The organism is Deinococcus wulumuqiensis R12, from assembly GCF_011067105.1.
Classification (GTDB): Bacteria; Deinococcota; Deinococci; order Deinococcales; family Deinococcaceae; genus Deinococcus; species Deinococcus wulumuqiensis.
The window spans coordinates 39119-61135 of the sequence record NZ_CP049358.1; the positions used below are offsets into that span (position 1 = coordinate 39119).

The 22017-nt window shown below is 67.9% G+C and carries 18 protein-coding genes; 8 read left to right on the forward strand and 10 right to left on the reverse strand.

The annotated features are described in order from the left end of the window. Positions 1 to 126 precede the first annotated feature (126 nt). Positions 127 to 1152, forward strand: a complete 1026-nt coding sequence (locus tag G6R31_RS14050) for a PucR family transcriptional regulator (protein ID WP_017869511.1) — start codon at positions 127 to 129, stop codon at positions 1150 to 1152. A 170-nt stretch (positions 1153 to 1322) separates the two neighbouring features. Here the strand turns inward: G6R31_RS14050 and G6R31_RS14055 are convergent, their stop codons facing one another. Further along, positions 1323 to 2447: a transposase gene (locus tag G6R31_RS14055; protein ID WP_164993946.1), complete on the reverse strand. Its 1125-nt coding sequence runs from the start codon at positions 2445 to 2447 to the stop codon at positions 1323 to 1325. A 158-nt stretch (positions 2448 to 2605) separates the two neighbouring features. Between G6R31_RS14055 and G6R31_RS14060 the strand changes: the two genes are divergently transcribed. Next, positions 2606 to 3826, forward strand: coding sequence for a transposase (locus G6R31_RS14060; protein WP_164993966.1), 1221 nt, complete (start codon positions 2606 to 2608; stop codon positions 3824 to 3826). A gap of 94 nt (positions 3827 to 3920) precedes the next feature. Here the strand turns inward: G6R31_RS14060 and G6R31_RS14065 are convergent, their stop codons facing one another. The 4 genes from G6R31_RS14065 to G6R31_RS14080 form a co-directional block, all read right to left on the reverse strand. Next, complete coding sequence (locus G6R31_RS14065; protein ID WP_025566826.1) at positions 3921 to 4739, reverse strand: hypothetical protein; 819 nt, start codon at positions 4737 to 4739, stop codon at positions 3921 to 3923. Positions 4740 to 4887: 148 nt separating this feature from the next. Next, positions 4888 to 5646 carry an ABC transporter permease gene (locus G6R31_RS14070; protein ID WP_017871931.1) on the reverse strand — a complete coding sequence of 253 codons (759 nt, stop codon included), beginning with the start codon at positions 5644 to 5646 and terminating at the stop codon, positions 4888 to 4890. Next, positions 5643 to 6572 (reverse strand): ABC transporter ATP-binding protein, encoded by a 930-nt coding sequence (locus G6R31_RS14075; RefSeq protein ID WP_017871932.1) that lies wholly within the window; start codon positions 6570 to 6572, stop codon positions 5643 to 5645. The genes G6R31_RS14070 and G6R31_RS14075 overlap by 4 nt, the downstream gene beginning before the upstream one ends. 42 nt (positions 6573 to 6614) lie before the next feature. Next, positions 6615 to 8015, reverse strand: coding sequence for an ABC transporter permease (locus G6R31_RS14080; protein ID WP_225983301.1), 1401 nt, complete (start codon positions 8013 to 8015; stop codon positions 6615 to 6617). Between the two features lie 166 nt (positions 8016 to 8181). On the opposite strand from G6R31_RS14080, the gene G6R31_RS14085 reads away from it, so the two are divergent. Both G6R31_RS14085 and G6R31_RS14090 read left to right on the forward strand, forming a co-directional pair. Beyond that, positions 8182 to 9084: an ABC transporter substrate-binding protein gene (locus tag G6R31_RS14085; RefSeq protein WP_017871934.1), complete on the forward strand. Its 903-nt coding sequence runs from the start codon at positions 8182 to 8184 to the stop codon at positions 9082 to 9084. Positions 9085 to 9185: 101 nt separating this feature from the next. Continuing rightward, positions 9186 to 11558 carry an acyl-CoA dehydrogenase family protein gene (locus G6R31_RS14090; RefSeq protein WP_081608345.1) on the forward strand — a complete coding sequence of 791 codons (2373 nt, stop codon included), beginning with the start codon at positions 9186 to 9188 and terminating at the stop codon, positions 11556 to 11558. A 7-nt stretch (positions 11559 to 11565) separates the two neighbouring features. On the opposite strand, the gene G6R31_RS14095 is transcribed toward G6R31_RS14090, so the two are convergent. Then, positions 11566 to 12918 (reverse strand): RNA-guided endonuclease InsQ/TnpB family protein, encoded by a 1353-nt coding sequence (locus G6R31_RS14095; protein WP_164994016.1) that lies wholly within the window; start codon positions 12916 to 12918, stop codon positions 11566 to 11568. 113 nt (positions 12919 to 13031) lie between these two features. Between G6R31_RS14095 and G6R31_RS14100 the strand changes: the two genes are divergently transcribed. Continuing rightward, complete coding sequence (locus G6R31_RS14100) at positions 13032 to 13784, forward strand: PIG-L deacetylase family protein (RefSeq protein ID WP_017871724.1); 753 nt, start codon at positions 13032 to 13034, stop codon at positions 13782 to 13784. Between the two features lie 90 nt (positions 13785 to 13874). Further along, positions 13875 to 14462, forward strand: coding sequence for a class I SAM-dependent DNA methyltransferase (locus G6R31_RS14105; RefSeq protein WP_017871725.1), 588 nt, complete (start codon positions 13875 to 13877; stop codon positions 14460 to 14462). Between the two features lie 37 nt (positions 14463 to 14499). Here G6R31_RS14105 and G6R31_RS14110 read toward each other — a convergent pair whose 3' ends face one another. From G6R31_RS14110 to G6R31_RS14125, 4 genes are read right to left on the reverse strand one after another with little or no spacing between them, the layout of a single operon-like run. Next, positions 14500 to 15501 (reverse strand): serine hydrolase domain-containing protein, encoded by a 1002-nt coding sequence (locus tag G6R31_RS14110; RefSeq protein ID WP_017871726.1) that lies wholly within the window; start codon positions 15499 to 15501, stop codon positions 14500 to 14502. Between the two features lie 4 nt (positions 15502 to 15505). Further along, a complete protein-coding gene (locus G6R31_RS14115) occupies positions 15506 to 16525 on the reverse strand; it encodes an N-acetylmuramic acid 6-phosphate etherase (RefSeq protein WP_017871727.1) in 1020 nt (339 codons plus the stop codon). After that, positions 16522 to 17751, reverse strand: a complete 1230-nt coding sequence (locus G6R31_RS14120) for an anhydro-N-acetylmuramic acid kinase (protein WP_017871728.1) — start codon at positions 17749 to 17751, stop codon at positions 16522 to 16524. Before G6R31_RS14120 ends, G6R31_RS14115 begins: the two co-directional genes overlap by 4 nt. Next, the gene (locus tag G6R31_RS14125) at positions 17748 to 18545 is read right to left on the reverse strand and encodes a GntR family transcriptional regulator (RefSeq protein WP_229659298.1); all 798 of its coding nucleotides are present in this window, start codon (positions 18543 to 18545) and stop codon (positions 17748 to 17750) included. Before G6R31_RS14125 ends, G6R31_RS14120 begins: the two co-directional genes overlap by 4 nt. 127 nt (positions 18546 to 18672) lie before the next feature. Here G6R31_RS14125 and G6R31_RS14130 point away from each other — a divergent pair, with 127 nt between their 5' ends. Together G6R31_RS14130 and G6R31_RS14135 are read left to right on the forward strand one after the other, a co-directional pair. Beyond that, the gene (locus tag G6R31_RS14130) at positions 18673 to 20412 is read left to right on the forward strand and encodes an ABC transporter substrate-binding protein (RefSeq protein WP_017871730.1); all 1740 of its coding nucleotides are present in this window, start codon (positions 18673 to 18675) and stop codon (positions 20410 to 20412) included. Positions 20413 to 20513: 101 nt separating this feature from the next. Then, entirely contained in the window at positions 20514 to 21950 is a 1437-nt protein-coding gene (locus tag G6R31_RS14135) for an IS4 family transposase (protein ID WP_081608361.1), read from the forward strand. Positions 21951 to 22017 lie beyond the last annotated feature (67 nt).

Consider the following 22017-nt stretch of genomic DNA (forward strand, 5'->3'; position numbering starts at 1 on the left):
AACGCCCGCTTTCCTGTCCCGATTCGCACTGTGTTGACCTTTGACCTCAAAGGATACGGGGCATTTGCCCGCCTTGCACCTGGCGAAACCGACAAGTTTTTCGGCCTGGTTTGTAGAATCCTATAAATGTTCGGCACCGCTGACACGTCCGACTTACTCAACCTCCTGACCGAATTACGCAGTGCGGCTGCGGCAACCCAGCCCGAGCGTGAACTGGTGGACGTGCTGGCGAGGCGTACCGGGGGCGGGGCCGAAATTCGGGCGAGTTGGGGCGCGGTGGTGGCTGAGGCTGGAGAAAAAACAGGCATAGGCCAGAGCTTTCGCTTGCAGCAGGGGCGGCGGCATGTGGGACGGCTCACCCTCTGGACTGGGCCGGAGTGGGCGGCGCTGGGGCCGCTGGCGGCAGACTACGCGCTGCTTTCGCGCCTGCAATCGGCGGCGGCAGGGTCGGCGCGGCGACGGGTGGGCGAGCGCACGCTGAGCGCATTGTTGTCGGGCGAATTGCCGCTGGGTGACGAGGCTTTTGCGGTGGCACTGGCTGACCTTGGCAGGGGCGAAGGCCGAGGCACCCGCGCTCAGGCGGCGCAGGCGTACGCGCTGGACGTGCTGACCGAGGTGGGTGAAGGCTACCTGACCGCCACCGGACTGGACGGTTTGGCGACGGTGTGGCAGGGGCGGGCGCTGTGGTGGTGGCCGTCTGAACATCCCGTGCAGGAGGGGGCCAGCCTGTTCGCGGCGCTGCGGGAATCGGTGGGCGGCGTGCGTCTGGGCGTCAGCGAGCGGCACCGGGGAGAAGGGCTGGCCGCCGCTCTGGACGAAGCGCGGCAGGCCCTCGGCGCGGTGGGGAGCAGCGGCGTGCAGGTCTTTCAGAACCTCGACCCCCTCACGCCCCTGCTGCGAACGGAAGCCGCCGCCCAGCTCCGCGCCCAGCTTCGTGCCCGCCTCGCCACGCTGCAGGACGCGGGCAAAGTCGAGACGACGCTGCGTCTTTACCTCACCCACACCGGCCCGCTGACGGCGCTGGCCGGGGCGCAGCACATCCACGTCAACACCCTGCGTTACCGTCTGAAACGCGCCGAGGACGCTCTGGGCGCATCGCTGACTGACCCGGCGACGCTGGCGCGGCTGTATCTGGCTTTCGGGGTGGAGTGATACGGATTCCGATTGAATCTGGTCGTTTCAGATTCAATCCGACTTGCAAAGCTGCGCAGCAGAGCGGATGCGAGTAGGAAAAAATACGGATTCCGCGATATGGATGCACAGGCGGCGCTTTCCCGACTGTGCAGGAATGAAGCGGAATCCGTATGACTCATGAGTTGCATTTATGCAGCCTGCCCAGTTTTTGCCGACAGCAACGTCAGTTCAGCAGCATCCAGGCGGTAAAGGGCCGCAAGGAGCGTGCGGCGGACGACGTGCGGCATGAGGACGAGGCGGACTTCTTCCCCCGCTTCACTCAGGGTCAGGCACCAGGCCGGGCATTGCCCCCCTGTCATCCCTGCCCTGAATTGCTGGTAGAGGGCCAGAGAAATGCTAAGCCACACGAGAAAGATCCAATTGTCGATGCCCGTCTCCGTTCGGAGACGGGTTTCCTTTAGTCCAAAGTCATGCTTGGCCGATTTGAAGAAAGACTCGATGAGCCACCGTCTTTTGTGGCGTCTGGTCAGTGTTCGCGCCGTTCCCGGTTGCGTGTCCAGCACGTAGAAACGCTTCATCTTGTCGTTACGCGGCAGGTCTACCCAGGACACATAGAGGGGCACCCCCGGTAAACCGGCCAGTTCAACACATTCGCCGCGCCCTGCCTCCTTGAGTTGACGACCATCAGCCAAGAGGAGGTTAGACCGGCCACCGATACTGATGTGCTCAAACCCCCACCAACGCAGCAAATCCAGTGCATCTGCGCTGTAGAAGCCCGAATCCATCACCAGGAACTGAGGGAGATCTCCCCAGAGATAGGGGTGAAAGCGCCGGATGAGCTTCAGGGCCAACTGGATCGGTGTTTCTTCCTGTGCTGGGTCATAGATGGCGTGGCCCATCGGAAAGCTGAGCTTTCCGATGCTGACGTGGATGACGACGAGATGGAGACCGAACACACCGTTGTAGGTTCGCGTGTACGGGAGGCTCTTTCCCGTTTTCTCGATGCTGGTCAGGTCCACCCGAATCACCAACCAGGGTTTTTGACCACGCAGACGGTCATAAGCAGCACGGAGAGCCTTCACTTGGAAGCGCAGACGCGCTTTTTCCAGTGGTTGGGTGTTCATTGTATTGAGCAGTCGGCTGACAGTGCTGGGTGAGCAGGTCTTGACCTGACGGAGTTGCTTGCGACTTCCCCCTTCGAGAAACATGCTCAAGGTGCCCTCGAACGTGCGCCATTTCGTCGGGGCCAATTCGGCCTCCAGGGCGCGGTAGAATTCCTGTACGTCTGGGAGCGAGTTTTTCTTTTTGGTCACGCAAGACAGAAAAGCACGTTCCAGACGTGCTTATTGGGACTATTCACTCAATGCAACTCATGAGTATGAGCAATGGTGCGGACAGTTTCGAGGGGATAGAGGGGAGGTCTCCGGTACGGTGAGGTTGAAATGACTTCACGCACAGGAGACCTGCTTCGATGTTACTGATTCTGCTGACCCTTTTGGCCCTGCCCGCCCATCAACATCGTTTTTTTGCTGCACTCATTCCGCTTTGGCAAGCCATTCCCGGTCGGATCAACGCCAGGAATTTCAGCCGCTATAGCGGCTGGAACGAACGGACGCTCCGCCGCTGGTTTCAGAAGACCTTGCCGTGGGCGGAGCTGCACTGGGGCCTGCTGCAACTCCTGGTGCGACTGGGCGTGTTGGAAGGGCGCTTCATCTTGGCACTGGATGCCAGCTTCGTTCCCAAGTCGGGCAAGCACACCGCAGGGTTGGGGGCCTTCTGGAACGGTGCATCGCACCGTTCCGAAACCGGCTTGGAGCTGTCGTGTCTGGCGCTGCTGAGCTGGTCGGGCCATCATGCCTTCCCTGTCCATGTGCAACAAACTCAACCACGTGGACAAAAGGCTGACCGCCTCGAACAGTACCTGGATCAACTGGTGTCTTTCCTCAAGCAGCGCCGCGCCTGGTTAGCTCAGCATCTCCGGGTGGTGGTCGCCGATGGTCAGTACGCCAAGACGATGTTCATGGACGCCGTGAGTCGCGAAGGCTACGCCTTCGTGACCAAAATGCAGTGCAACGCCAACCTGCTTTACCCCTTTACCGGCGCACATCCCAAGCGGCGAGGAGGCCGACAGAAATGGGCTGGAAAGGTTGATTTCATCCACTTCGATGGGTGGGCCAGTGTGCCTGGTGAGGACCGAGAACGGGTGTGGACGCGCGTCGTGTGGGCCCCCCACTATACGCGGTTCCTCCGAGTTGTGGTCATCCAAAATTTGGACCGACGCGGCAAGGTGAAGGGGCATGTGGTGCTCTGTAGCACGGACCCGACTCTGCCAGCGGAGCAGATTCGGGCGCTCTACAGCGCCCGGTTCAGGCTGGAATTCGTGTTCCGGGATGCCAAGCAGTTCGCGGGGTTGAACACGTGTCAGCTTCGCCGCACCATCGCGTTGGAAAACCACTGGAATGCCGCCTTCTTTGCGCTGAGTCTGGGACGGGCAGAGGTCTTGCTCGAAGAGGCAGGACGCCTGCAGCGTCCTGCCTCCCGGATGGTGTTCTCCTATGAAGACATCAAAAGGCGGGCCTACAACCAGCTTTTTGCCCGCCGAATTCTTCGCAATCTCGGTCTTGAGGCGCGATTTCACGAGTTGGAAAAACATCCGACTAGGCCGCTTGAACTCGGCGTCAAAGCCGCCTAAAACTGTCCGCACCATTGATGAGGCCGCTTTGGAATGGAGAGAAGGCCTGTCCTCTCTTTTCCGGAGCAGAGCGAGCCAGCGTCCCCCTTGCGCTTTACTTCAGACGCCGCCGGGCGCCCACGCTCAGGGCCGCGCACGCGAGAGGCAGCGCACTGCGGGTGCCGCCCAGCACGGCGCTCAGCGCGAGGCCGCCAAGCGCCAGCTGCCGCGCTTTGCCGACCCGCTCGGCAGAGATGGTCCGGTCGCCCCGGTCGGTTTCGGTGTTCACGTCCTCGGGTTTGAGGAGAATGGGCGCCAGCAGCAGCGCCCCGGCGACCGCCACGCTGCCGAGCGACTGCCGCTCCCCTTCGCGGGTGGCCGCGATGGTCGGCAACAGGGCCGCGAGCAGGGCCGCTGGGCCGCCTCCCGAGTTCCGGGGCGAGAGGTCGTCGGCCTGCTGACTCGAAAGCGCCAGGGCCGCGCCGGGCAGCAGCGCCGCCGCCTGCTGTCCGGCTCCGGCACACATGGCCGCCGCCGCGCCGAGGGCGGCCTGGTCGCCCGCCGTGGCCGCCGCGCCGGTGGTCGCGCTCAGGGTCCGCATACTGCTCAGGGCAGTGAAGGCGGCCAGCACCTCGCCCATGACCGCCGCGTCGCTGCTGTCCTCGCTTGCCAGCGACAGGGCCAGGGCCAGCGGCAGTGCGGCGTTGGCCGAAACGGTGTGGTCGGGGTCCAGTTCACGGGCACATGCCCAGGTCGCGAAGGCGCCCAGGCCGGTGCCCACGCTGCCCACCCACGACCGCCCCCGCAGCCGTCCCAGCGCCACGCCGCCGAGCAGCCCCAGCACCGCCCAGCGGTTGGACGGGTACGACAGGTCGATGGTGCGCGGCAAGGCCGCAGGCATCAGCCCCGGAGGGGTGGCAGTCGCAGAAGTCATGGCGCCAGCGTAAAACCCCCGGCCTCGACGCGGAGAAGGAGCGGCTCAAGACAACGTTGGGGGTTGCCGCAGGAAACGGGCCAGACAGCGTGGCGGTGACGTGGCCTGTCCCCTTATCGAAAGGCCCGACGCCCGCGCCGCCCCGTCGTCAGGTCTGCATGGCCCAGGGCGTCAGGCTGCGCTCCAGCACCCGCAGGGTCCAGTCGCACAGCAGGGCGAGCAGGGCCACCGGCACCGCGCCTTCCAGAATCAGGGCGAGGTTGTCGGCCCCCAGCCCGGCGATGATCGGCACGCCCAGCCCGCCAGTGCCGACCAGTGGGGCCAGGGTCGCGGTCGCCACCGTGAGCACCAGCGCGGTGCGAATCCCGGCCAGGGTGGAGGGCAGCGCGGCGGGCCATTCCAGTCGCCACAGCCGCTCGCGTTCGCTCAGGCCCAGGCCGCGTGCGGCGTCCTGCACGTCTGCGGGCACACTCTGAAGGCCCAGAATCACGCCCCGCGTGACCGGCAACAGCGCGTAGGCGAACAGCGCCAGAATCGCGGCGCGGGGGCCGAACCCCAGAATCGGCAACGCGAGAAACAGCACGGCCACCGGAGGAAAGGTCTGGCCCACCGTCGTGAGGTTGCCCACCAGCGGCAAGAAGGGCTGCCCGCGCCGCCGGGTCGCCCAGAGGCCGAGGGTCAGCCCCGCCGCCAGCACCAGCAGCATGGACAGGCCGGTGAGCTGAAGGTGCTGAGCGGTCAGCGCCAGCAGGGTTTCACGCTCGAAAACCGGCGTGCTGACCTGCGGAAAGAGGCGCGAGAGGGCCGCCTTCCACCCCTGCTGCGCCGACACCAGCGCAAAGAAGGCCAGCCAGCCGAGCAGCGGCCCCAGCACAGGCCGCCAGCGCCGGGCCGCAGCGCCCTTCACGCGGCCCCGAAATCGGCCAGCCGCAGGGTACCGACCACCGCGCCGCCCGCGTCCACCACGTTCAGCACGCCGTCGCCCGCGCCGAGCAGCCGCGAGAGGGCCTGGTCGGCGGGCAGGTCTGCCGCCACCGTGCCGAGCGCCTCGGCGCTTCCCGCACCGGGTCGCATCACCGCGCGAACCGGGCGCAGACCGAGGCGGCGCAGCTCGCGGCCCTCGCCCACGAAGCTCGCCACGAAGTCGTTCGCCGGGCGGCGCAGCACTTCTTCCGGCGCGGCGTACTGCTGCACGGCCCCCGCTCCCAGCACGCAGATGCGGTCGCCCAGCCGCACGGCCTCGTCCACGTCGTGCGTGACGAAGAGGATGGTCTTGCCGATTTCACGTTTCAGGGTCAGGAACTGCTCTTGCAGGTGGGCGCGGGTAACCGGGTCGAGCGCCGAGAACGGCTCGTCCATCAGGAGGTATTCGGGGTCGGCGGCGAGGGCGCGGGCGATGCCGACGCGCTGCTGCTGTCCGCCCGAAAGCTGCCGGGGATAGCGCCCGGCGTACTGCCCCGGCTCCAGGCCCATCAGCGAAAGCAACTCGCGTGCCCGCGCCGCCCGCGCTTCCCGTGCCACGCCGCTGATGCTGGGCACGAGTTCGACGTTTTCCTGCACGGTCAGGTGGGGAAACAGCCCCACGCTCTGAATCACGTACCCCAGCCGCCGCCGCAGCGCCACCGGGTCCTGTTCCAGCACGCTGACCCCGCCCACCCGCACGTCGCCCGAGGTCAGTTCCAGCAGGCGGTTGACCAGCCGCAGCAGCGTGCTTTTGCCGCAGCCTGAAGGCCCGATCAGGATGACGAGTTCGCCCCTCGGCACCGTCAGCGAAATGTCGTGCAGGATGGCGGGGCCGCCGAAACTTTTGGTGACGTTCAGGAATTCAATCATAGGAGGCTCGCGGAGGAGAGAGGGGCGAGGGGCGCAGGGCGTTCATACCGGGTTCTCCCCGGCCCGCAGTCCTTTCGGGGTCAGCCACCCGCCGAGCCGCCGCAGGCCCTCGCTGAGCAGCAGCGCAATCAGGACGATGGGCAGGGCGCCGAGCAGCACGAGGTCGGGCACGTTGCCTTCCACGCCGCGCTGAATGAAAAACCCCAGCCCACCCGCCCCGATCAGTGCGGCGATGGTGGCGATGCCGAAGGTCAGGACCAGGGCGCTGCGCAGGCCCTCGAAAACGTAGGGCAGCGCCACCGGCAACTCGGCCCGCCACAGCACCTGCGCCGGGGTCATGCCCAGGCCGCGCGCCGCGTCAGGAATGCCGGAGGGCACCCCCCGCAGCCCCACGAAGGTGTTGACGACGATGGGCAGCAGGGCGTAGAGCGTCAGCGCCAGCAGCGCCGGGGCCGCGCCGATGCCGCGCACCCCCCAGGCCCCCAGCGGCGCCGAGGGCGAAAAGGCGTCCCGGCTCAGGCCGTCGCCGCCCAGCCACGCGCCCTGCACGACCTGCAAGAGGCCCAGCCCCGCGAGCAGCAGCAGCGCCTGCCCCCCGAGCAGCGCGAGCAGCCCGCCCACAGGGCCACCCAGGGGGGCCAGCCGCCGCAGCCGGGTCAGGCCCAGGCCCAGGGCGAGGGCGCCCCCGGCCCACGCCAGAAAGGTGCCCACGCTCACGCCCCGGCCCAGTGCGGAGAACACCGGCAGCAGCAGACCGAACAGCGCCACGCTGGGAACCGTCTGAAGGAAACTGGCAAAGCCCAGCACGCCGCCCGCCAGCCGTTCGCTGCGCGCCGCCGCGATGCCCAGCGGCAGCCCGAGCAGCGCCGCGAGAACAAGGGCGATGACGCTCAGGGCCGCGTGGGTGCCGAGCTGCGGCCAGAAGGTGTCGGCCACGTTGCGGTACTCCTGCACGAGGCCCAGCGTGTTCCACCCGCCCAGCAGCGGCGGCAGCACGAAGGCGAGCGCCCCGGCCAGCCCGACCGGGCGCCAGACCCGGCTCACGGCAAACCCGGCGACATACAGCGCGGCGACGCTCAGCCACAGCCCGGCGGCGGGCGACACCCGCGCAAACGGGTTGTCCTCGCTGACGAGCGTGGTGGCCGCCGCGCCGAGCAGGTGGCTGACCCCATAGGCGGTCGCCACGTACAGCAGGGGCGCCAGAACCCGCTGCCAGCGGGCCGCAAGCCACCCGCAGGCGAGCAGCGCGGCCCAGGCCAGCGGAAGGCCCCACCACAGCGGCAGCCCCAGCGCGGCCAGCGTGCGGCCTTCGCCCTGCACCAGTCGGTTGGGCCGGAAATCGACCCAACTCACGGCGCAGGCGAGCAGCCCCAGCACGCCCGCGAGCAGCAGCACCGGACGCACCAGGGTCCGGGGGGCCAGCGCAGGAACGGGGGTTGGCATCCCCCCACTGTCGGCGGCGGGCCACGCCAGCGGCATGAGGGGGCCTTGACCGCGCCTTCATCCGGGGCGGCAGTGTGCGGCGCCCGACACAGTCAGCGGGCGGGGGGGGCTAGGGTAGACGGGTTTGCCGGCCCTGCCCCCCTCACCCTGCTCTCCGGAGGCCCCCATGAACCGACTGCTCACCCTCTCCGCCCTGCTGCTCCTGCCCACCGCGCTTGCCCAGAAGACCGTCACGGTGGGCAGCAAAATCGACACCGAGGGCGCCCTGCTGTGCCAGATCACCAAGCAGGCCCTTGAGCGCGGCGGCTTCAAGGTCAACGACAAGTGCTCCACCGGCGCCACCAACGTGGTCCGCAAGGCGCTGCTGCAAGGCGAAATCGACCTGTATCCCGAGTACACCGGCAGCGCCATCTACCTGCTGACCGAGGCCGGGCAGAAAATCGACCCCAAGGTGAGCCGTGACGCGGTCAAGGCGTACACCACCGTCAAGGCCCTCGACCTCAAGCTGAACAAGGTGGTGTGGCTGACCCGCGCCCCGGCCAACAACACCTGGGCCATTGCCGTGCCTGCCAAGCTGGCGCAGGCCAATGGCCTGAAGACGATGGCCGATTTCGCCCGTTACGTGAAGGCGGGCAAGCCGGTCAAACTCGCCGCCAGCCAGGAATTCGTGGACCGCGACGACGCGCTGAAAGCTTTTGAAAAGGCCTACGGTTTCAAGCTCAAGCCCTCGCAACTGGTCATCGTCCCCGGCGGCAACACCACCCAGACCGAAACGGCGGCGGCGCAGGGCACCAGCGGCGTCAACGCGGCGATGGCCTACGGCACCGACGGCGCCATCGGTGCGCTCGGCCTCGTGGCACTCAGCGACCCCAAAGGCGCGGTGGCGGTCTACCAGCCCGCGCTGACGGTGCGCCAGAGCGTGGCGCAGAAGTACCCGGAAATCGCCAAGATCATGAACCCCATTTTCGCCAAACTCGACGCGAGGACCCTGGCGCAGCTCAATGGCCGGATTGCTGTCGGCGGCGAGAGTGCGGCGGCGGTGGCGAAGTCCTGGCTGGCGAAGCGCTGAAGCGCTGAACTGTGGGGAGGGACCGGGCCGCCGGGTCTGGTCCCTCCCCCTTGTCGCCTGGGACACCCCGGCCCCCGCCAGCGCGTGACAGGGTAGGGCGCATGTGTGCTTCTGCGCCGGAGTCTTCCGTATCTGTCCTGTCCGCCTGCCCTTCCCTGCCCGCTGGCCGGGCGGCGCCGGACCCGTTTCTGTTTTCCACTTTTTTTCTGGGCGGCTTCGAGTGCAGCACCCACCGCCGCCCCTCGGGACGCCGCGTGGACGTGATCGACGCCACCCGCCACGACCACTTCGCCGCGCAGGATTACGCCCGGTTGCGGGCAGCGGGGATGGCGGGCGCCCGTGACGGCCTGCGCTGGCACCTCATCGAGCGCGTGCCCGGCGAGTACGACTTTGCCAGCGCCCGCGCCCAGGTTCGCGCCGCCCGCGAGCAGGAGGTCACGGTCATCTGGGACCTGCTGCATTACGGCTTTCCCGACTTCGTGGACCCCTTCGCGCCCGGGTTTCCGGCCCACTTTGCCCAGTTCGCCCGCGCCGCTGCCCGGTTTCTGCGGGCCGAGACGCAGGGGGCACTGTGGATTTGCCCGGTCAACGAGGTTTCCTTTCTGGCCTGGGGCGGAGGCGAGGTGGGCTACCTCAACCCGTTTGCCCGGAACCGGGGCGACGACCTCAAGGCGCAGCTCGTGCGGGCCGTCATCGCCGCGATGGACGCGGTGCGCGAGGTGGACCCGGCGGCGCGGTTCCTGCACGCCGAGCCGCTGATCGTGGTCGGCCACCACCCCGGGCGGCCCTGGCAGGCGGAGCGCGCCCGCGAGCTGCACGAGGCGCAATTCGCGGCGCTGGACATGCTGCGCGGCCACCTGCGCCCGGACCTCGGCGGGCACGAGCGGTATCTGGACGTCATCGGCGTCAACTACTACCCCTACAACCAGTGGTTTCACTATGAAGGCGAGGAGGAGCGCGAGAGCCTCCTGCCCGGTCACCCCGCGCACCGCCCGCTGCCTGACTTGCTGACCGGCGCCGCGCGGCGCTACGGGCGGCCCCTCCTGATTGCGGAAACCGGCACCGAGGGCGCCGGGCGCGGCGAGTGGCTGAGTTACGTGACCGGGGCCGCGCTGGAGGCCCGCCGCGCCGGGGCGCCGGTGGAGGGGGTGTGCCTCTATCCCGTCGTCAATCACCCCGGCTGGGACGACGACCGCCACTGCCACAACGGGCTGTGGGACTACCCCGACGCCCGGGGCGAGCGCCCCGCCGACCCCGCGCTGTGGGACGCGCTGACGCGGGCGCAGGCGCTGCCCGAGGTGCGTGACCGGACGGCGCCTGCCGTGCCCCCTCGCCACCCTGGCCCCGTCAAGGAGTCGCCGCGCACTCTGGCCGACGCGCTGGCGCGGCTGGACGTGGTGGCGCCGGTGATTCGGGCCGAGGCGCCAGAGGCCGACGCGGCGCGGGCGTTTCCGGCGGCGTCTTTCGCGGCGCTGCGGGACGCCGGGCTGCTGGTCGCCACCCTTCCCCATGACCTGGGAGGGGGCGGGCTGGGCACGCTGGCCCGCTTGCCTCTGCTGCGGCGACTGGGGCGCGAGAGCCTCCCGGTCGCCCGGCTGTACGAGGGCCATGTCAACGCGCTGGACCTGGTGCTGCGCTACGGCACGCCCGAGCAGGGGCAGCAGGCGGCCCAGGACGCGCAGGCCGGGGAGTTGTTCGGCGTCTGGAACACCGAGGACGCGCCGGGGGTGCGGCTGGAAGGTCCGGGGGGCGGCGTGCTGAGCGGGCACAAGACCTTCGCCTCGGGCGCCGGGCAGGTCACCCGGGCGCTGTGCCCCGCCGAGACGGACGCGGGCCGGGTCATGGTCCTGCTGCCCGCTGCCCCCGGGCCCGGGCGCTTCGACCCGGCCTTCTGGCAACCTGCCGGAATGCGGGCCACCGTCAGCGAGCGGGTGGACCTCGGCGGGCTGCGGGTCGGCGCACGGGACGTGATCGGGCAGCCGGGCGACTACTACCGGCAGCCGACCTTCAGCGGGGGCGCCCTGCGGTTTCTCGCCGCGCAACTCGGCGGGGCCGACGCGGTGCTGGCCTCGGCGCGGGAAACCTTGCAGCGGCTGGGCCGACACCACGACGACGTGCAGAGCCTGCGCTTCGCGGAAGTGGCCGCTCGACTGGAAGGGGCCTGGCAGACGGTGCAGCGGGCGCAACGCCTGCTCGACGGGGATGAGGTCACAAGCGGGGAAGACGCCCTGGAAGGCCCCCTCGCCTACGTCTCGCTGGCGCGGATGCTGACCGAGGACGCCTGCCTGCTCGCCTGCGAGGCGGCGGAGCGGGCGGTGGGCGCCCGGGGCCTGCTTCCGCTCTGGCCCACCGAGCGGCTGCTGCGCGACCTGCGGCTCTACCTGCGCCAGCCAGCGCCCGACGCGGCCCGACTCGACCTGGGACGCTTCGTGCTCGGGACCGGGAACATGGACCCGTGGGGGCAAGAGTCATGACCCCGCTCTAAAGGCGGGGGCTTGTGTCTGGACTCCACCGCAACTCGGCGTACCTCGAAAGGCGTGCCGCTTTGGCTTCAGCGTCCGACACATCTCGCCCAGCAGACCCAGCTTGCGGGTCTGCGCTTTGAGGGCGACCAGGGGTGCATGACAGACACCCCGTGCTTGCCCAGTCCTGCCGGACAAGCAATGCCCTGAGTCCTACGTTTCTGGCCCCCATCAAATCGGAGTGCAGATGATACCCGCAACTTTCGCAAACAAACATCAACCCGGAATTGGGGCGGTTGCCTTTCGAGCAGTGACCGCAACGGGTGCAAGTTTGGCTGGTGTAGTGCGCGTCAACCTTCACGACGAAACTGCCATGCAGCGGCGCTTTGTAGGCCAGGAATCCCAGCAACTCAGCGTAGCTCCATCTCGCACGGCGGCGATTGGCCTTCCTCTGCTTCTCAGAACTGTTCGGGCGGCTGCGTCTTTCGGTACGCTCATGCACTCCGGTCAATTCTTCGACGCCGATAAAGGCGTGGGGATAGGTTTTGAGGATTTCGGAAGCGAGAGAGCTATTGGTGTCAGCAATGAACCGTCTTTCCCGGCCCGACAGCGCCACCAGACGGCGGACTGCGGAACGGGTGCCTTTTTGCTGAAGCGACTTGCGGGCTTTGGCATACCTCTCCGCTTTGCGAAGGGTCGCCTTACCCGACTTGAAGAAGGCTTGATTGGAGGTGCTGCTGGCGACGGCGAAGTACCGCATCCCCACATCCACGCCCACCACCTGCTTGTGGGTCATAGGGTCGGGGTCGGGAAGCTCAATCGAGAGCGGGACAAGCAGGAAATACTGCTTCTTCCGCTTGTCGTACCAGAGCTTGCCCGCCCCGATTTCAGCGCCCTGCGCGATGTATTCAAGATGCTTGGCGTAGCCCTCGTAGGGCAGGACCAAACGGCCTTGCAGGGTGGAAATGCTCACCTGCTGGCCTTTCTTGAACGAGTAGTCGCGCTGGTACTGGTAGCTCAGGGTGCGGGAGACGAACTTGGGCGCTTGGTCCAGCCCTTTGTACCTGCGGGCTTTCGGATTCACGGCGCGTTTCGCCGCGCTCTGCTTTACCTTCGTCCAGAGGGTCTTGTACGTCGCGCCCACCTGACGCGGAACGGAGCAGGCCATCTGAGCGCCCAGCCCGAACCGTTCGCGGAGGGTGGCGTAGACCTCCTTCTGAATCTTGGCGGCGTTGCTGGATTTCTCCATCTCAAACGCCTTCTGACTCGTAAAGTTCAGCGCATCCCGAAAGCTCAACGTCACCGCATCCAGGGCGGCTTTTTGCTCCCTGGTGTGGTTCAGCTTGAGCTTGGCGGTGAGCGTAATCTTCACGGAAAGAAGAATATGCTCTATGTGTACGAAAAGAAAGGCCGCCCTACGGGCGGCGTCCCATTCCTCCCCGATCTAAAGAACGGGGCATCCTGGGACTTCCTGTGAGTGTTGGCTTGACGCTTTCTGCCCCGCTCGACCCGCTGGCCCTGCCCGGCCCGGTCTGGGTGGTCGCCCCGCATCCCGACGACGAGGCGCTGGGCTGCGGGGCGCTGCTGGCGGCACTCACCGACGCCGGGCGAGAGGTCTGGGCGCTGCTGCTGACCGACGGGGGCGCGTCTCACCCCGCTTCGCTCGCCTACCCCCGGCCCCGACTGAGCGCCGAGCGGCTGCGCGAGTGGCGCTCGGGCCTGAGCGTGCTGGGGGTGCCCCCGGCCCGGACCACCGCGCTGGGGTTGCCCGACGGAGCGCTGGCGGGCAGCGTGACCCCCGCCGCCCGCTCGCAGGTGTGGCAGGCGCTGGCGCAGGCCATCCCCGGCACCGTGCTGCTGCCCTGGGAACGCGACCCGCACCCCGACCACCGCGCCGCGTGGCGGCTTCTGCACGGCACGCTGCCGCCCGGCGCCCTGGCCCTGGAATACGCCGTCTGGCTGCCCGAGCGCGGCGCGGAGGCCGACTGGCCGCGCCCGGACGAGGCCGGAGAACTGACCTTCGAGGTGGGCCGCTGGCGCGACGCCAAAGCCCGCGCCATTGCCGCGCACCGCACGCAACTGGGGCTGATTCCCGACGACCCCGGCGGCTTCACCCTCACCCCGGAGATGGTGGAGCGGGCGCTGGCGGGGCCGGAACGGTATTTCCGACGGTCATACGGATTCCGCTTAATTCCTGCACAGTCGGGAAAGCGCCGCCTGTGCATCCATATCGCGTAACCCGTATCTTTTCCTACTCCTTTCAGTCGGATTGAATCCAGAAATCTGCTGGATTCAATCGGAATCCGTATCATACGCTAAACCTGTGCCATGACCCTGCCCCCCCGCTATTTCGAGGAGGTCTACGGCGCCAGCGAGGATCCCTGGAACTTCGAGACGAGCGCCTACGAGGCCGCCAAGTACGCCCGGACCCTGGCCGCCCTGCCGCTTGAGAGGTACGCCCGGGGCCTGGAGGTCGGCTGCTCCATCGGCGTGCTGACGGCGCAACTGGCGCACCGGACACGGGCACTGGTGGCCACAGACATCAACGAAAAGGCGCTGGCCCGTGCCCGCGAGCGCTGCGCCGCCTTGCCGCAGGTCCGCTTCGAGCGCCGGGCGCTGCCGGACGACCTCCCCGCCGGGCCGTTCGACCTGGTGCTGCTCTCGGAGGTGCTGTATTACCTTTCGCCTGCAGACCTGGAACGGGCGCTGGACGCGGTGCTGGCGCGGCTCTCTCCCGGCGGCACGCTGCTGCTGGTCCACTGGACCCCCCCGGTCCACGATTACCCCCAGACCGGCGACGCGGTCCACGAGGCGGCGCGGCGGCGGGTCGGCCACGGCCTGCGCTGGCGATGCGGCGAGCGGCACGGCGACGCGCAGCAGGGCTACCGGCTGGACCTGTTCGGGCGCGAAGTTTGAAGATTGAAGAAGAAGGCGTGGGGCCAGGGCCTGCGCCTCAGCCCAGGTGCGCCAGCAGGGTGTTGCCCACCGCCCGCCGCAAGGCCTGAATGTCGATGCTCGTTTGGCGGCGCGGGTGCACGCGGTTGGTCAGCAGGGTCCAAGCCAGGCCGCGCTCCGGGTCCACCCACAGCCCGGTCCCGGTGAACCCGGTGTGCCCGTAGGCCGAGGGACTGCACAGGCTGCCCCCGCTCCAGCCGGGCTGCGCCTGCACGAAGGCGAGGGTCTGTCCCCCCGTTTCCGGGCGAAGGGCCGCCGCCTGCGCCGCTGCGCCCAGCCAGCCGCCGCGCAGCAACCGCTCGGCCTGACTCAGCACCCCGTCCAGGGTGCCGAACAGCCCCGCGTGTCCCGCCGGACCGCCCAGGGCAAACGCCTTTTCGTCATGCACCTCGCCACGCATGACGCGCCCGCGCCAGGGACAAGCCTCGGTGGCGACGGCCTGCGCCGGGTCGGGAAAAAAGGTCAGTCCCGCGTCCAGCTCGAAGTCGCCCAGGGGACGCCCGGTCACGCGCTCCAGCACCAGACCCAGCAGCAGATACCCGAGGTCGGAGTACTCCACCGCGCCGACTTCGCCCAGTTCCCAGGGTTCGAGGGGCAGCCGGGCGCGGATGGTGGCCGGGTCGCCCCACTCGTGCAGCGGCAGGAACCCGCCCGCCGGGACCCCGGACGAGTGGCTGAGCAGTTGCCGCAGCGTGCGCCCGCCCAGCGCCCGCCCCCCCGTCTCCGGGAGATGGACCGAGAGGGGGTCGTCCAGGTCGAGTTGCCCGCGCCCTGTGGCCCGCAGCACTTCTCTGGCCGTCAGCAGGGGCTTGGTCAGGCTGGCGAGGTCGAACCAGTGGGCTGGCGTCAGCACGCGCGTTTCCGGCACCAGTTGCGCGTGCCCCAGCACCAGGGTCGCCCGCTCGCCTGCGCCGCCGACCACCCCCAGCGCCGCGCCACTCAGCGCCCGCGAGTCGGTCAGGGCACGCAGCAGGCGGGCCGTCTGCTCGGGAATCCGCATCCCTCTACTCCGACAGGTTCTCGGGGGTCAGGTTCTCGGGGGTCAGGTTCTCGGGGGTCAGGCGCCCGGAGCTGCTCAATTCCTCGTCCTGTTCCCCCCGCACCTGTTCGCCCCGCACCTGTTCGCCCAGCACCTGTTCGCCCAGCACCCGCCGGGCATGCCCCCCCGCCGCCTCCAGCCGCCGCGCCGCTTCCTCCGCTCCGATGCCAAGTTTGAGCATCACGAGCGCGGTTTTGACGCTGCCGCCGCAGGCTTCGAGCGCGGCCTGCGCCGCCGCCGCCTCGGCCCCCGTCGCGTGCTGCACCAGCCGCCGCGCCCGGCCCTCCAGTTTGGCGTTGGTGGCCCGCACGTCCACCATCAGGTTGCCGTAGAGCTTGCCCAGCCGCACCATCAGGGCGCTCGAAAGCGTGTTCAGCGCGATTTTCTGGGCGGTGCCCGCTTTGAGACGGGTGCTGCCGCTGATGATTTCGGGGCCGGTGTCGAGCAGCACCGGGCAGGCCACCGCCGCGAGCAGGGGTGCCCCCGGATTGTTGGCGAGGCCGATGGTGAGTGCTCCCACTTCCCGTCCTGCTGCCGCTGCGCCGAGCGCGTAAGGGGTCGTGCCGCTCGCCGCCACCACGATCAGTACGTCGTCGGGGCCGACGCCCACCGCCTGCACGTCGCGCTCGCCCGCTGCGGCGTCGTCCTCGGCGCCCTCCACCGCCTGCCGGATGGCCCGCTCGCCCCCGGCAATCAGCGGCACGGCGCGGTCAGGAGGCCAGGAAAAGGTCGGGGTCAGTTCGGTGGCGTCGAGCACCCCCAGCCGCCCGCTGGTGCCCGCGCCCGCGTAGACCAGTCGCCCGCCGCGCTCCAGCCGGGGCAGGGCCGCGCTGAGTGCCGCCGTCAGTTGCGGGGCCGCCGCCTGCACCGCCCGCACCGCGCCGAGCTGGTCGCCCACCAGCGCCGCCACCAGGGCGTCGGGGGGAAGGGTGTCGAGGTCGGCGTAGTCGGGGTGAACCTGTTCGGTGCGGCGGGGGTCGGTCATGGGCAGGTGTCCTTTGAGGGAGTAAACGGGGTGGAAAAGGGAGCGGGCGTCAGTTTGCCGCCGCTGACCGCCCGCCGCGCTCCCGTCGTCTGCGCCAAGGTGTTGGGCCAGCCCTGCGCGTGGGCGTAGCCGAGAAAGGCGAAGGCGGCGGCCTCGCGGGTGGCGTCGGCCCAGCCGCAGGCGTCCCAGCCGAGGTCGTTGAAGGTGCGCAGCGGAAGCCCGCCGAGTTCTTCCCCAAGCAGGCGCCGCAGCGTGGGGTTTCTGGCCCCGCCCCCGGCGATGACGACTTCGTCCGGCGGGGCAGGCAAAAAGCGCAGTGCTCCGGCAATGCTGCGGGCGGTCAGGCGGGCGGCGGTGGCGGCGAGGTCGGGCAGCGACAGGCCGGGGGTGGGGGCGGGCAGCCGTGAGAGGGTCCACACCTCGCGCCCGGTGGCCTTGGGCGGGGGCGCACTCAGCTCGGGGTGCGCCAGCCAGCGCTCCAGCGTCGCGGCGTCCTCACGACCCTGCGCGGCCAGCCTGCCGTCCTCGTCGCAGCTCTGGCCCAGTTGCCCGGCGAGTTCGTCGAGCAGGCAGTTGCCGGGGCCGGTGTCGAAGGCCACCACGCCGCCCGCGTCCAGACCGGGCAAAAAGGTGACGTTCGCCAGTCCGCCCACATTGAGCACGGCGCGGCTTGTTCCGTCCTCGGCAAACATGGCCCAGTCCGCGAAGGGCACCAGCGGCGCTCCCACGCCCCCCGCCGCGAGGTCGGCCGGGCGGAAGTCGGACACCACCGGCTTGCCTGTCTCCTCGGCAATCACCGCCGCTTCCCCGAGTTGCAGGGTGGCGGGCCGCGCCCAGCCGCGTGCCGGGTCGGGCCGGGGGTGGTGCTGCACCGTCTGGCCGTGACTGGCAATCAGGTCGGCCTGCGGCGCGAGTTCGCGGGCCGCCTCCGCCAGCGCCGCGCCCAGCTCCCAGTGCAGTTGCGTGAGTTCGGCGCTGTTCGCCTCGCCCCGCATGGCGTGCAGCACCCGCTCCCGCCGCTCGGAGGAGTAAGGGGTAAAGGTGTGGGCGACGACCCGGCCACGCGGCTCCCCGGCAGGAAAGGCCGTCAGCGCCGGAAACGCCTGTCCGTGCCGCGCCGCAAAGTCACCCAGCGCGGGCCAGCCGGGAAGTTCGAGCAGCGCGGCGTCGATGCCGTCGGCGCTCGTGCCGCTCATCAGGCCGAGGACGCGCGGCGCACGGCTCACGCGCCTTCTCCGCGCAGTTCCATCACGAAGTCGGAGCGGTCGCCCCGGTAGCAGGCGCGGGCGTACTCCACCGGGCGCCCGTCCGCCAGCCACGACACCCGCTCGGTGGTGAGCAGCGCCGCGCCCTTTTCGACCCCCAGCAGCGCGGCGAGTTCGGCGTCGGCGTTCTGTGCCCGCAGGTGCCGCAGGGCGCGGGCCGGGGCAAGCTGCCGGGCGCTCAGCAGGGCGTAGAGGCTGGCGTCGGTCACGTCTGCCGGGGTCAGGGGGCCGACCAGCGCGGCGGGCAGCGTGCTCTGCTCCACCGCCATCGGCTCGCCGTCGGAGGTGCGCAGGCGGCGCAGGCGGTAGACCTCCGCTCCCGGCGCGAGGCCGAGGCTCAGCGCTTCCTGGGGAGCCGGACGGGTGCGGGCAAACTGAAGCACCCGCGCTCCCGGCACGCCGCCCTGCGCCCGCACCTCGTCCGAAAAGGAACTCAGCAGCCCGAGCTGGCGCGAGGCGGGCGCAGGCCCGGAAACGAAGGTGCCGCTCCCCCGCCTGCGCCGCAGCAGCCCCTCGGCTTCCAGCAGGCTCAGCCCCTGGCGTAGCGTGACCCGCGACACGCCGAGGTGTGCGGCCAGTTCGCGTTCGGCGGGCAGGGCGCTGCCCGGGGCCAGCTCGCCGCTCTCGATGCGCTGGCGCAGCCCCTGCGCGAGTTGCACGTAGGCGGGGGCCGCGTTGCCGGGGTCCAGCGCCACCCACCACGCGGGCGGGTCGGGCGCGGGGGAGACAGGGGCAGGTGAAGCAGGCAGGGCCACGCCGCAACCGTACCACTTGCGGACCAATCCTGAAAAGGTCTTGTCATTGGAATGCAATTGGTCTTAGAGTGAAGGTCAGACTTGACAACCCGCCTACACTCCACCTGTCATTCGGAGGTCAACCCCTATGCCCAAGCGCACCACGTTCGTCCTTCTCAGCCTGGCCCTCCTGGGCGGCAGCGCCCTCGCCGCACCCAAGAAAGTCAGCGGCTACGGCTCCCTCGGCGTCACCACCGGCAAGCCCGGCGGCACCTTCACGCTGGCCCTGGGTGACAGCCCGCAGAGCCTCTTTTACTACGGCGCCATCGACAACAACCTCGGCCTGATTTCGCAGCAGCTGTTCGACGGGCTGGTCGAGTTCAACCTCGCCACCTACAAGCTCGAACCCGCGCTGGCCGAAAGCTGGACGGTCAGCAACGGCGGCAAGACCTACACCTTCAAGCTGCGCCAGGGCGTCAAGTGGTCCGACGGCCAGACCTTCAACGCCGACGACGTGGTGTTCACCTACAAGAACTTCATCATGAACCCCGAGGCCCGCGCCGGGGACGCCGGAAACTTCAAGCTCGACGGGCAGCCCGTGACCATCAAGAAGGTCAGCGACTACGTGGTGCAGTTCGACCTGCCGCGCCCCGCGCCCGCCTTCCTCCTCCAGCAGCGGTACTTCATCATGCCGCAGCACAAGCTGGGCAAATTCACCGGCGCGGACGTGAACAAGGCGTGGCCCACCAACGTCAGCGAATCCGAAGTGGTCGGCACCGGCCCCTTCAAGCTCAGCCGGTACACGGCGGGGCAAAAAGTCACGCTCACCAGGAACCCCAACTCCTGGAAGGTGGACGCCAAGGGCACCAAACTGCCTTACCTCAACACCCTCGAATTCCTGATTCTGCGTGACCCGCAGGCGCAGGTGTCGCAGTTCCTCGCCGGAAACCTCGACCAGCTCAACATTTCCGGTGCCCAGTTCCCCGACCTCAAGCAGAAGGAAGTCGCGGGCGCCAAGTTCAAGGTCATCCGCTCGACGGCACTGTTCGGCAGCCCGCCCTTCGTGGCCTACAACTTCGATGCCAAGGACCCCGCCCTCGCCAAACTGTTCAGCGACGTGCGTTTCCGCCGCGCCATGCAGAGCGCCCTGAACCGCGAGCGCATCATCGACACCGTATACAACGGCCTCGCCAGCCTGCCCGGTCACGGCGTCGCTCCTGCGAACAAGGCGTTCTACGCCAACACCACCCGGCAGCTCGGCAGCTTCGACCTCGCCGCCGCGAACAAGGCGCTCGACGCCCTGGGCCTGAGCAAGAAGAACAGCGCGGGCATCCGCCTGATGAGTAACGGCAAGCCGCTGGAGTTCGACCTCACCTACGGCACCGACTCGCCCGTGTACCCGCCGATGGCCGCCATCATCCAGAGCGACTTCGCCAAGGTGGGCGTCAAGGTGAACCTGAGGGGCATCCTCAGCAGCAAGCTGCTCTCGACGGGGCAGAGCGGCAACTGGGAAATGATTCTGCACGCCTTCGGCGACCAGCCCGACCCCGAACTGCGCCGTCCCATCTGGCAGCCCGGCGGGGCGCTGTACTACTGGCACCGTTCTCTCATGCCCGCGCAGGAAGGCAACAAGCCCAACGTCGCCAAGATGTTTCCCTGGGAAAAGGAAATCTACAACATCTTCGACGACGCCTCGACCACCACTGATGCGGGCAAGCGCAAGGCGCTCTACACCCGCTGGCAGCTCAACTTTGCCCAGAACCTGCCGGTCACGCCCATCGCCAAGCCCGAAAACATCGGGGCCATCAGCGACAGGTACGGCAACTACGTGTACAACCTCGGCGTGATTCCCGGTTACAACCCGGTGCCGCTGATTTTCCAGAAGTGAGGCAAGGACCCCTCGCCCTTCCCTGCCTCCCTCTCCCCGGGGAGAGGGCCCCTGCGGAGCCAGGGGGCTTGTCATTCCCCAAATTGAGGCAGTCTATGTAGGTGACGACCTTTCACCCGCTACAGGCAGAGCAATGGGCACTGAAGCACTTTGGTGCTGTGGATCTTGGAGATCGGCGTAGAAATCAACGAGCAGTACGCATTGCGCAGGGGATGGCTTCCCGATCCGGGAAGTCCATCCCCAAGCTTTTTGACCGTAGAGCAGATGTCAAAGCGGCGTATACCTTCATGTCACGCAAGGAGGCAACCCCTGAGCGCCTTCAAACACCTCACCGCAACCATGTACGCGCAGCACTGGGGCAGGCAGGAACCTTCTTGCTGCTTGAAGACAGCAGCGAATTCATCTGGTCACGACATCAGGAGACTCCCGGCCTTGGGCGGACCGGGGATCTCAGATCCCCGGTTCGGCAGGGGTTTACCCTCCACACGACACTTGCTGTGAAATGGCAAAAACCCCATCAGCAAAGTGGGCAACGGCTTCCCGTTCAGGTTCTGGGCATACTCGATCAGGAGTATTACCTCCGGCAACCCGCACCCACAGCGTCAGAGAGCGACGCTGAGCGACGCCAGCGGGAAAACAAGGAAAGTGCGTTGTGGACAAGAGCAACTGAACGCATCGGAAAAGGGCCGGACGACCAAGACGTTCGATGGGTCAGAGTCTGTGACAGAGGGGCAGATATTGAGGTCTTTATGCGTGGCGTCATCGCTCAAGGACAGGGTTTCGTTGTCAGGGCAGCCCAAAACCGGCGGCTTCTTGATCCGAATGCCCGCACACGGGAGTGCATTGGGCATGTCTTTGAGGCAGCCAGGGCTGCCTCGCCGCTTGGAAGTTACACCATAGACCTTCGAGGGAGAAAAGGTCAGAAAGCACGTGCTGCACACGTTGAAGTGAGTGTTGTTCGTGCGTACCTTTGGCCGACACCAATGGCGGGTGGTCAAGGTAAACCTCGTCAGGAAGGGATACGGGTCAGCATTGTTCGTGTGGCAGAAAAGCCTTCGGATGACGTGAAAGAACCGTTGGAATGGATGCTGCTCACGGATGCCGACATTGAGACCTTTGAGGAAGCGCACGAAGTGGCGCTTCAGTACCAGGCCCGTTGGCTGGTGGAAGAGTTTCATAAAGGGTTGAAGACGGGCCTGGGAGCAGAGCGGCTCCAGTTGGAAGCGGGTCAGCGTCTCAAAGCCATGATTTCGATGATGAGTGTGGTGGCCACAAGGTTACTCGCGCTACGCGAGGATTCACGAGAACGCCCAAATGATCCAGCTCAGAGCGCTGGGTTGAGTGCCGTCGAACTTCAGGTGCTGAGCAAGGTTTTGAAACGGCAACTGAAGACTGTGCAGGACGTCATTTTGGCATTGGGAAGGTTGGGAGGACATATGAACCGAAAAAGCGATGGCCTGCCAGGGTGGCAGGCCTTGTGGGAGGGAATGAATATGCTTCAGGTCTATGTCGAGGGGTATAAGTTAGCTCGCACCTAATTTGGGGAATGACAAGAGCCAGGGGGTGAGGGGTCTTTTTTTCGTGAGGAGTTTCTCCCTGTGCTTT